Annotated in this window: 8 protein-coding genes; 4 read left to right on the forward strand and 4 right to left on the reverse strand. The window is 59.2% G+C overall.

The annotated features are described in order from the left end of the window. Positions 1–2: 2 nt before the first annotated feature. The 4 genes from ACP15L_RS03055 to ACP15L_RS03070 are packed head-to-tail and all read right to left on the reverse strand — an operon-like array spanning position 3 to position 4,459. Complete coding sequence (locus ACP15L_RS03055) at positions 3–1,304, reverse strand: BCD family MFS transporter (RefSeq protein ID WP_425083066.1); 1,302 nt, start codon at positions 1,302–1,304, stop codon at positions 3–5. Beyond that, positions 1,301–2,209 carry a chlorophyll synthase ChlG gene (gene chlG, locus ACP15L_RS03060; RefSeq protein ID WP_425083067.1) on the reverse strand — a complete coding sequence of 303 codons (909 nt, stop codon included), beginning with the start codon at positions 2,207–2,209 and terminating at the stop codon, positions 1,301–1,303. The genes ACP15L_RS03055 and chlG overlap by 4 nt, the downstream gene beginning before the upstream one ends. Before the next feature lie 47 nt (positions 2,210–2,256). Beyond that, positions 2,257–3,714 (reverse strand): transcriptional regulator PpsR, encoded by a 1,458-nt coding sequence (gene ppsR, locus ACP15L_RS03065; protein WP_425083068.1) that lies wholly within the window; start codon positions 3,712–3,714, stop codon positions 2,257–2,259. Further along, positions 3,677–4,459 (reverse strand): cobalamin B12-binding domain-containing protein, encoded by a 783-nt coding sequence (locus ACP15L_RS03070; RefSeq protein ID WP_425083069.1) that lies wholly within the window; start codon positions 4,457–4,459, stop codon positions 3,677–3,679. Before ACP15L_RS03070 ends, ppsR begins: the two co-directional genes overlap by 38 nt. Positions 4,460–4,764: 305 nt before the next feature. Between ACP15L_RS03070 and bchF the strand changes: the two genes are divergently transcribed. From bchF to ACP15L_RS03090, 4 genes are read left to right on the forward strand one after another with little or no spacing between them, the layout of a single operon-like run. Further along, entirely contained in the window at positions 4,765–5,253 is a 489-nt protein-coding gene (gene bchF, locus ACP15L_RS03075; RefSeq protein ID WP_171668517.1) for a 2-vinyl bacteriochlorophyllide hydratase, read from the forward strand. Next, entirely contained in the window at positions 5,250–6,527 is a 1,278-nt protein-coding gene (locus ACP15L_RS03080) for a ferredoxin:protochlorophyllide reductase (ATP-dependent) subunit N (protein WP_425083070.1), read from the forward strand. Before bchF ends, ACP15L_RS03080 begins: the two co-directional genes overlap by 4 nt. Beyond that, positions 6,524–8,032, forward strand: a complete 1,509-nt coding sequence (gene bchB / locus ACP15L_RS03085) for a ferredoxin:protochlorophyllide reductase (ATP-dependent) subunit B (RefSeq protein ID WP_425083071.1) — start codon at positions 6,524–6,526, stop codon at positions 8,030–8,032. Before ACP15L_RS03080 ends, bchB begins: the two co-directional genes overlap by 4 nt. Further along, positions 8,022–11,576 carry a magnesium chelatase subunit H gene (locus tag ACP15L_RS03090; protein ID WP_425083072.1) on the forward strand — a complete coding sequence of 1,185 codons (3,555 nt, stop codon included), beginning with the start codon at positions 8,022–8,024 and terminating at the stop codon, positions 11,574–11,576. Before bchB ends, ACP15L_RS03090 begins: the two co-directional genes overlap by 11 nt. Positions 11,577–11,579: the final 3 nt, after the last annotated feature.

The raw sequence follows: 11,579 nt of genomic DNA on the forward strand, positions 1-11,579 counted from the left end.
GGCTATTCTCCCGCAACGACGTGCGTATCACGCCGTGTTTCGTGAATGACTTGAGCGGCAAGGATTGCGGCGGCCACAAACAGGGCAGCTTCGGCGAGGAAGACCGCTCCGAACGCGTTTGCATCCGACATGGCTGACCGGAATGCATCCGCCGCCGCTGCGCCCAGCAGACCACCGACGCCTGCTGCAATTGCCTGCGCTGCACCCCAAAGCCCCATACGCGTGCCTTCTTGTCCGCCGGCATGCTCACCGGCCAGCTCCATCATCGCGCCGATTGCAGCCACGGCGAACATGCCATTGAAGAACCCAAGCGCCACAACGGCCCATATCAGCGGGGCACCCGGCCCTACTTGGCCCATCGCGAAGATCACCCCCAGACTGACCGCCGAACCCAGGCAACCTGCAACCACCCAACCACGCAGCGATCCGATCCTCAGCCCGGTTACAGCGATACCGACTGAGAGCATCCCGAGGAATACCCCGCCATTTTGTGCCCCAGACAGGGATGTGGACTCGCCCGGCGTGAAGCCGAATACCAGCCCCGCATAGGGTTCCAAGATCAATTCCTGCATGAAGAAGGCGGTCATCGACAGAAAGACAAACACGGTGAACCTGCGCGCTGCATCATCCGCCCAAACGTCGCGCAGAGCGTCGCGAAACCGTGGTTTAGCTCGGGATGATGGACGGGGGGCAGCGTGTACGCCAGCCTCGATGCGCCATGTGGCCATAGACGTCAGCGCGACAGCGCCCAACCCGACACACGCGACGATGACAAGCAGTCTGGACGGGCTATACGGATCGAGCATCGCACCAACAGATGCGGCGGTAATCGCGATCCCGGCAATCATCATAAGCCATGTGATCGTTGCAGCAGCCGCGCGGCGGCGAGGCGCCGTGGCAGTAGCGAGTAAAGCCAGCAATGACGTGCCTGACGCGCCGACCCCCACGCCGATCGCTGTGTACGAGAGGACCGACAGGAACAGCGCTAACCAGAAGCTTTCGCCAAAGAGCGGAATGCAGAACGCCGCACCCAAAGCCCCAAACGCAAGGATTGCCATGCCCCCGATAACCCATGGGGTCCTCTGCCCCGTCGCGTCTGACAGAAAGCCCCAATGTGGGCGAGAAATCTGAATACCGTAATGCAGACCCACCAAAACGCCCGGCAGGATCGCAGGCAGCGCCAGTTCGACCACCATCAGCCGGTTCAGCGTCGATGTGGTGAGAACTACGATGCTCCCCAAACACATCTGAACCAGGCCCAGCCGGACAATTCCGATCCAAGAGAGATATCCGGAATTGCTCATGCCAAAGCCTCCAATCCGCGCAGACCAAAGGCCGCGATCATCATGCCAACGACGTAAAGGGAAACACCGGTCCCGTTGTACCAAGGAGCTTTTGCTTTCGGGTCTTTCAGCAAGACGCGCATTGCCATCAGCTGACCGATCACTGCAGTCAGTATGACCACGGCAAAAATCGGTTGGCCCCAAAGCGCCAGCAGAGCGATGACGACAAATTGTGGAACAATCATCACCCAACATGCCAAACACGCGGCGCGCTCAGGTCCGAGTGTCACCGGGAGCGAATTGATTCCTAGTTGTCGATCACCTTCTAACGCTTTGAAATCATTCAGCGTCATGATTCCGTGAGCGCCAAGCGCATAGAGCGCAGCAATGATCACGACTTTCAAAGAAGGAGCCCCTGCAGACAGAACCGCCGCGCCGGTGAACCAGGGTAGTCCTTCGTAACACAGGGCCACAAGGCCCGGACCCCACCAGCCAGACCGTTTCAGCCGAACGGGTTCAGCCGAATAGGCCCAAGCCGCCAACACGCCAAACACGGTTGCGCCAAAGCCCCATGACCCCAACTGCCAACCGACCGCCAAGGCCAGAACGCTCATCGCGATGGCGATCCAAGCCCCCCACATACCGGGGATACGACCCGACGGAATAGGGCGGTGGGGCTCGTTGATCTTGTCGACGTGACGGTCGCACCAGTCATTGGCGGCCTGACTCATTCCGCAGACAATCGGACCGGCAAGGACGAGGCCCAATAGGATCAATCCGATCTGTCCAGACAACACGCCACCCGAGGACACCACCCCGCACAGAAACGCCCACATCGGCGGGAACCAGGTGATGGGCTTGATCAACTCCAACGCCGCAAGCGGCTGCGGCCATGAGGATGAGTGTAAATCAGGATTTGCGCTCATGTGTCAATCTTGATTGACAACTTGAGTCGATGCAAGAAAAACGCGCGCTATTCGCCGTCTTGTTTTTCCTGAATTCCCAGCTTGTGCAACTTGACGTATAGACTTTGGCGCGACAGGCCCAACATTTCGGCAGCGGCAGCCCGGTTATTGCCCGTTAGCTCAATCGCCGTCTCAATGCACATGCGCTCGATCACATCCGTGGTCTGGGACACGATTTCCTTGAGATGCGCAGAACCCACCAGATCAACCACGTCCCCACCCGCCAGATTCTGACGATTGTTGACCGGCGCCCGCATCGCCTCAGACCGGGTTGCATCCCGGATCACAAATGCGACGGATGGATTAGAGCGACTGTTCAGATAGGACACTGAGACCTCGGCAGAAGTCCAAACGCCAACATCGTTGCAAAACTTGGTCGCATAAACGGACATGCGACCCGATTTCATCGCGTTGTCCAGCAGCACATTCAGGTCGATCTGACCGCGCGACATGTACTCAGCCAGACTGGTGCCCCGCACATCTACGTGATGCGCAAAATCGACGAGCCTAAGAAAGGCTTCATTTGCCGACTGAATGACACCCTTGCTGTCCGTGAACACAATCGCCTCTGCCCCCGTCCGAAACAGCCGAGCCAGGTTGTCCGACAGCTGATCGCTGGCATGCTCTTCCGTTGTACCGGATTCCAGACGACAGATCAGCATACGCTCGCCACCCGCCCGGAAACTAATCGGCGTGATCGTTATGTCACTGCGCGTACGCTTGGCCTGAATGGTGACCTCCGCGTCGACCTCGGAGAGAGCCAGAGCCAGAATGTTCTGAACAAACTCGGCACGCCCGCGATCCTTGAATTCATTTGCGAAGGGCTGGCCCTGAAGCTGATCCTTCGCAGCCCCCAACAGATGCGCAGCCGCGTCGTTCAAATCGCGAATACGCCCATCTGTGACTGACACCAACGCAAAAGCATCACGCGTGACTGACATCAGCATGCGGTAGCGCGCGTCAAACTCACGCCGCTCTTCGTAGCCTTGCTCCAACGCCAGTTGAGCCTGTACCAATTGCTGTTGAGTTTCAGCGACTTGTCGCAAATCGCGCCCGAGCATTAGGATGGCAGGCTCACTGTGACCAACCGGATGTATCGAATACCGAACCGGGTATTGCCAAACCATCTTGTCCCGATGATTCAATTCGACCCGCTGAACACTGGCACTTTCGGCGGACTGCTTGAGGATACGGTCCAGCTTGGGAAAGCACTCCTCGGTCAAGAAATCTGTCAGTTTGTTGCCGACCCAATGATCCAGATCGCCGTACGGGGACCCGCTTTCTCCGACCAGCGCGGCCATGACCACGCCCTCAGCATCTATGATCAATGCGATATCTGACGCTTCGGAAAGAACGCCCGCTAAGAACTCTGGTTCGATCATTGGCAGTGCGGCGATCTGCCAAGGGTTCGGCTTGCCCGACGTCATGTCATTGAGCCGCGAGAGGACCCGCGCGATCCTTGGCATTCGCCAGTCCGGCAAGCGCTACTTCGAAATTGGATGTGGTGATATCCGCGCCTGTTCCTGCTGAAGTCAACTTCACCTGCTTCTCTATTGCCCCGCCAATAACCAGCCTTGGCGGCCGGTTTATTTCTGACCGAATACGTGTGATCAAACGCACCGCATTGTCAAGAGCCTGGGTTCCAGCACAGGAAATCAGCGCAGCATCGAATCGCCCTCGCCGAATGCAAGATACCACTTCCTTTTGCTTAGCTCCGGCGATCAACTGAACGGAACATCCCAAGCGGCGCAACTGCGACGTCATAACGACTGATCCGATCATGTGCTGCTCACCAGGTGCTATGGCAACAAGGATCGTGGGTTGCCCGGTACGACGCGGGCGCATGTCCCAGTTATCTGACAAAGCCTTGCAAAGTGCATAGAGGCGTGAAGACGCAAAAGTCACCGTCGCAAAACTCGCTTCGTCATCCACCCACATCTGACCAGCGCGACGGGCGGCTTCGGGGATGCATACGTCAATAATTTCGGACGATGACACCCCGGTTTCCCGCAGGAAATCAATTGCAGTTTCCTGAGAAAAGTCACCCTTGTACATCACCTCGGAAAACAACCAATCCGTCACCGCGTCGAGATCGAGCAACGATGGACTCTGTGAATTCGGGTCAAGGGAACTCAACACCTGCTTCGCAAACGCTTCAAGCTGGCTTTGATCCAGTGGGCGATTGCCTTGAAATGGATCGGCAGGTGGCATCGGAATATCCAATCCTTGCTAAAGGGCGGTGACTGGAATCGGTACTGGGGTAGTGAACTGACCTCGGATCAGTCTGGTTCAAGTAAGCGAATTTGTCAAACTTAGTAGACATACTGTGGATATCTCCGTCGATTATGAGGACTCTGGAAATTATTATCATTTAATAACAATAACCTATTTCAGAAACAGTCTTGGACGGCCTGAATCCGCTGCATTCTCACCGGCACTTTCTGAGTGTAAGTTTTAATTGACACTTTCCGATTTAGCCCTCTACGCTGGTGTGGAAGTTCAGGAGGGAGGCCACCATGGCGCGACCAGCCATGAGTACGCCTGGAACGCACCAGCTTTACACACCGGACCAACTGGCGCGCCGGGACAGCACATATTGGACGACCGTTCAGGGCATCCTGGCACCGCTGCAATTTGCGGTGTTTCTTGTCTCGCTTGGGTTGGTGCTGCGCTACCTTGCAACCGGTGAGGGATACACGATCGCCACCGTTTCGATTGTCCTGAAAACGCTCGTTCTGTACCTAATTATGGTCACCGGTGCGATCTGGGAAAAGGTCGTGTTCGGGCAGTACCTGCTGGCCCCTGCCTTCTTCTGGGAAGACGTTTTCAGCTTTCTGGTCATCGCCCTGCACACGGCGTATTTGGTCGCCCTTTCAACAGGTTGGCTAACACCGACACAACTGATGCTGCTGACCTTGGCCGCGTATCTGGCGTATGTGATCAACGCTGGGCAGTTCCTTTGGAAGCTCCGCCGCGCGCGGTTGCAGATGCAGGCCCGCGCATGAATACCGCTGCTCCCATATCCACGGGCTGCACCCAGACGCCGCTGCTGCGTGAGCGTGGCCAGCACGAGGTTTTCTGCGGTCTGACATCAATTATCTGGCTGCACCGGATGATGCCGGATTCCTTCTTTCTGGTGGTCGGCTCGCGCACCTGCGCGCATCTGCTGCAAAGCGCCGCCGGCGTCATGATCTTCGCCGAGCCGCGCTTTGGCACAGCGATTCTTGAAGAGACTGATCTGGCCGGCATGGCCGACGCGCAGCAAGAGATCGACCGCGAAGTTGACCGTTTACTGTCAAGACGGGCTGACATTCGCCGATTGTTCCTTGTTGGCTCTTGCCCGTCCGAGGTGATTAAGCTGGATCTTGCCAAAGCGGCTGAACGGCTGAACGCGCGCTATGCGCCAAAGATCCGGGTGCTGAACTTCACCGGCTCGGGGATCGAGACCACTTTTACGCAGGGCGAAGACAGTTGCCTGGCCGCGATGGTTGCGGCGATGCCCAACAGCGACGCAGCGCAGCTGGTCGTCGCCGGGGGTCTGCCGGACGTTGTTCAGGATCAGATGCTGGACCTGCTGTCGAAGATCGGTGTGTCGAACGTCCGGCTGCTCCCCAATCGCTCCAGCGACCAAGAGTTCGGGATTGGACCGAATACTCAGGTGGCCTTTGTGCAGCCCTTCCTGGGTGAGACCCACGACATTCTGGTGCGCCGGGGCGCACAACCAATCCGCGCGCCGTTCCCTTTGGGTGAGCAGGGTACAACTGCATGGCTGCATGCCGTTGCTGTCCGCTTCGGTATTTCGGCAGATCATGTGGACGCGGTCACGCATTCCGCGCGCCTGCGGGCACAAAAGGCGATTGCGCAAGCCTCGGAACCGCTCAGAGGGAAGCGCGTTTTCCTGATGCCTGACAGTCAGTTAGAGGTTCCGCTGGCGCGTTTCCTGTCTCGTGAATGCGGCATGGAACTGGTTGAGGTCGGAACACCCTATCTGCACCGCGATCTGGTCGGCCAAGACCTTGCTGAAATCCAAAACGGTCCAACCCTTTCCGAAGGCCAAGATGTCGAAAAACAACTCGACCGGGTGCGCGCTGCGCAGCCCGATCTGACGGTTTGCGGCTTAGGACTTGCCAACCCGCTCGAAGCCGAAGGGCTGGCGACCAAATGGGCCATCGAGTTGGTCTTCTCGCCCATCCATTTCTACGAACAAGCCGGTGATCTGGCTGGTCTGTTTGCCCGCCCACTGCGTCGGCGCAGCCTTTTGGGGGTGGCGGCAGAATGAAGCTTTCGGTGTGGACATATGAAGGCCCGCCCCATGTGGGGGCCATGCGCGTCGCAACGGCGATGACCGGGCTGCATTATGTTCTGCACGCTCCGCAAGGCGACACCTACGCCGATCTGTTGTTCACCATGATCGAACGTCGCAATCACCGCCCGCCGGTGACCTATACGACGTTCCAGGCGCGTGATTTGGGGTCTGACACTGCCAAACTGTTCCGCGACGCCTGTCAGGCTGCGTATGACAGATTCCAGCCACAGGCCATGATCGTTGGCGCCTCCTGCACCGCCGAGTTGATCCAGGATGATCCCGGTGGGCTGGGCGAAGCCCTGGGGCTGCCCGTTCCGGTGATCCCGCTGGAACTGCCCAGCTATCAGCGGAAAGAGAATTTCGGTGCGGATGAGACCTTTCTGCAAATCGTGCGCTGCCTCGCCAAACCGACCGAGCGCACGAAACGCGTGTCATGCAACCTGATCGGCTCCACCGCGCTGGGGTTCCGACATCGCGATGACATCACTGAAATCACAGCCCTACTGAACGATATGGGCGTCGAAGTTAATGTTACTGCCCCATTTGGCGCGACACCGTCCGACATTACGCGCTTGGGGGCCGCACATTTCAATGTGCTGATGTATCCCGAAACCGGTGAAAGCGCCTGTCGCTGGATGGAACGGAACCTCGGCCAACCCTATACACGCATTATTCCCATCGGCGTCGGTGCGACGAGGGAGTTCGTCAATGAAGTAGCCGCGCTCGCCGGATGCGCACCGAGCCTGGATACCGACCGGCTGCGCCTTCCGTGGTACTCGGCCAGCGTCGACAGCACCTATCTGACTGGCAAGCGCGTCTTCCTGTTTGGCGATGGCACCCATGTCGCTGCCGCGACTCGTATCGCGCGCGAGGAAATGGGGTTCGAAGTCGTCGGCATCGGTTGTTTCAACCGCGAAATGGCCCGCCCGATCCGCGCACTGGCCAAGGAGATCTGTGTCGAGGCGCTGATCACTGATGATTACCTTGAGGTCGAGGCGCGGATTTCGGACCTCGCGCCTGAACTGATCCTCGGCACGCAGATGGAACGCCACATCGGCAAGCGTCTGGGCATTCCCTGTTCCGTTATCTCAGCTCCGGTTCATGTACAGGACTTCCCCGCCCGCTATTCGCCGCAAATGGGTATCGAAGGCGCTAACGTGATCTTTGACACTTGGGTACATCCGCTGGTCATGGGGCTGGAGGAACACCTACTGCACATGTTCCGCGAAGACCCCGAATTCAACGACGCCGCCGGCCCCTCGCATCATGCCCACGGGGCCAAGCAGGTTGCAGAAATAGCGGATTCCACCGGCGCCCAGATCATCTGGCTGGATGACGCCGAGCGTGAGCTGCGCAAAGTCCCCTTCTTCGTGCGCGGCAAGGCGCGGCGCAATACGGAAGCGTTTGCCGAGGCGCGGGGCGAATCCGAAATCTCCGTCGAAACACTTTACGAGGCCAAGGCCCACTATGCGCGATGACAGCCAGACATATCGGCCCTATCGCATCGCGATCGTGACGCTGGACAGCCACGCCGCCGGTCCGTGTGATCGGGTTCTGGCGCGACTACAATCCGATTTTCCCGGCTTGGAACTTGAAGTGTTTGCCGCTGCGGAATGGGGCGAAGACCCGACTGCGCTTGAAGCCGCGCGACAGGGTGTCGCCAAGGCCGATCTCGTCATCGCCAATCTTCTGTTCCTTGAAGAACATATCAACGCAATCCTGCCCGCGCTTCAGGCCCGGCGCGACAGTTGCGACGCGATGATCGGCATCATTGCCGATGCGCAGATCGTCAAGCTGACCCGCATGGGCGCGCTGGATATGGCCGCGCCAACCTCAGGCGCTCTGAAACTGCTGCGTAGGCTGCGGGGCTCGTCCAAGCCATCCTCCGATACCGGCCAGCGCAAGATGAAAATCCTGCGCCGCCTGCCGCAGATCCTGAAATTCATCCCCGGCAAGGCTCAGGACTTGCGCGCTTGGTTCATCACCATGCAGTACTGGCTTGGCAGCTCTGACGACAATATGGAGGCGATGGTCCGTTTCCTGGTCAGTCGCTACGCTGATCGGCCTGAATGGCAAAACGCGGAGGCTCCGGAACCACGCGAGTATCCGGATGCAGGGCTGTATCACCCAGACCTGCCGCAACGCATCACCATCAACGTGGAGTACTTGCCAGGTCCCCGCAAACCGCGTGCGACCGTGGGTGTTCTGATGATGCGGTCATATGTATTGAGCTCTGACACCGCGCATTATGATGCGGTCATCCGCGCGCTTGAGGCCAAGGGTTTGCGGGTGCTCCCGGCCTTTGCGGGCGGGTTGGATGCGCGGCCTGCCGTGGATCAGTTCTTTCAAAAGGATGGCGCGCGCAAAATTGACGCCCTTTTGTCGCTGACCGGGTTCTCGCTGGTGGGCGGCCCGGCTTACAACGACAATGAGAACGCGATCAAGGTTCTGGAAAACCTTGATATTCCTTACGTTTCAGCACACCCGCTCGAATTTCAAACACTCGATCAATGGGCCGCCTCGCCGCAAGGGCTTGGACCGATTGAAACCACGATGCTGATCGCCCTGCCCGAGTTGGATGGCGCAACCGCGCCGACCGTCTTTGCCGGGCGTCACGGGCCAAAGGGCTGTACCGGTTGTTCTCGGACCTGCAAACCCATCGCCAGCAAAGCCATGGCCCCCTGCCCCGAGCGGATTGAGGTTTTGGCCGCCCGTATGGTTCGGTTAGCTGCTCTGCGCAAATCCCGCGCAGCCGAGCGCAAACTGGCGATTGTTCTCTTCGGCTTCCCACCCAATGCCGGGGCCGCTGGAACCGCCGCCTATCTGGATGTCTTCGCGTCCCTGCTGAACACGATGCGGGCGTTGAGGGCGGATGGCTATGATCTCGACCCACCCGAAACGGTTGAAGATCTACGAGACGCCGTACTGGGTGGTAACGCCGAGATTTACGGGCAGGAGGCCAACGTTGCTGCCAAGATCAGCGCCGATGACATCGTGCGCGATACGCCATGGCTGGATGAGATCGAGGCAAGTTGGGGACCCGCCCCCGGTCGGGTTCAGACGGATGGGCGCGACGTTTTTGTTCTGGGCCGTCAGTTCGGCAATATCTTCGTCGGTCTGCAACCGGGCTTCGGATACGAGGGCGACCCAATGCGCCTGCTGTTCGAACACGGCTTTGCACCGACCCACGCCTTTGCTCAGTTCTACCTATGGCTCCGCAACAGCTTCGGCGCGGATGCCGTACTGCACTTTGGTATGCACGGCGCGTTGGAATTCATGCCGGGCAAACAAACCGGGCTGAGCGGTGCGGACTGGCCGGATCGCCTGATCGGAGACTTGCCGAACATCTATCTCTATGCCGCTAACAACCCGTCCGAAGCCACTCTGGCTAAGCGCCGGTCCGGCGCGGTGACTGTCAGCCACTTGACGCCACCGCTTTCCAGCGCGGGTCTGTACAAAGGATTGGCCGAACTGAAAGACAGCCTGAGCCACTGGCGTGCCCTGCCCCCCGATGCACCCGACCGCGCCGATCTTGAAACGTTGATTGTGGATCAGGCCGAGGCCGTGGATCTGGACGGACAAGACCCGGCGGCCTTGTGGCACACGCTGCTGGATACAGAAGGTGCGCTGATCCCCGAAGGTCTGCATGTGGTCGGCCAACCGATGGCTGAGCACGAGCGCTCAGACTATCTGGACCTGCTCGATCTGGACACGACAGGTCGCGCCGAAATGGACGCGGCGCTGTCCCGAGAGACCGAACTCCCCGCCTTGCTGCGAGCGCTGCAAGGTCGATTTACACCACCTGTTCCCGGCGGCGATCTGCTGCGCAACCCCGATATTCTACCCACAGGTCGTAACATCCATGCCTTCGATCCGTTCCGGATGCCCACAGCCTATGCCTGCCAAGACGGTGCGAAACAGGCGGAACTGCTTCTGAAAACCCACGATACCCTGCCGCGCAGCGTGGCCCTGGTGCTGTGGGGAAGCGACAACATCAAATCCGATGGCGGCCCGATCGGGCAGGCATTGGCCTTGATGGGTGCGCAACCCCGGTTCGACAGCTTTGGCCGTCTCTCCGGGGCGGACTTGATCCCGCTGTCGGAGCTGGGTCGTCCCCGGATCGACGTGGTGATGACCCTTTCGGGTATTTTCCGCGACCTGCTGCCCCTGCAAACCCGCCTGCTGGCCGAGGCCGCGCTGAATGCCGCACAAGCCGATGAGCCGCTGGACCAGAACTTCATCCGCGCGCATTCACTTGCCTATGCCGAGCGCATGAATGTGTCCTTGGAAGAGGCCGCCCTCCGGGTCTTCTCGAATGCCGAAGGGGCCTATGGCTCGAACGTCAATCAACTGGTCGACAGTCTGGCCTTCGTGGACGAGGACGAATTGGCCGACGCCTACGAGGCCCGCAAGGGTTTCGCCTATGACACCAAGGGCAAAGCGCACAAGAACACCGATCTGCTGCAACAAACGATGAAAGACGTCGAGGTTGCGTATCAGAACCTCGAATCCGTCGAGTTAGGCGTCACCACCGTTGACCACTATTTCGATACTCTGGGCGGTATTTCCCGCGCCGTGCGCCGGGCACGGGGTTCGGATGTAGCGGTCTATATCAGCGATCAGACACGGGGCGATGGTAAAGTGCGCACGCTCGCCGATCAGGTGGCGCTGGAAACCCGGTCACGCTCGCTGAACCCAAAATTCTACGAAGGCCTCCTGAAACACGGCGCCGAGGGCGTTCGCCAGATCGAAGCGCATGTGACCAACACACTGGGCTGGTCGGCCACCACCGGTCAGGTGGAACCTTGGGTGTATCAGCGCATCTCGGAAACTTTCGTGCTGGATGAAGACATGCGCAACCGGCTGGCCGACCTGAACCCGGTCGCCTCCAGCCGCATGGCCAACCGCCTGCTCGAGGCCAGCGATCGCGCTTATTGGCAACCAGATGCGGAAACCCTCGACGCGCTGCAACGTGCCGCAGACGCGCTGGAAGACCGGATGGAAGGGATTGCCGCGGAATGAGGA

This window comes from Ruegeria profundi (genome assembly GCF_049800715.1).
Lineage (GTDB): Bacteria > Pseudomonadota > Alphaproteobacteria > Rhodobacterales > Rhodobacteraceae > Ruegeria > Ruegeria profundi_A.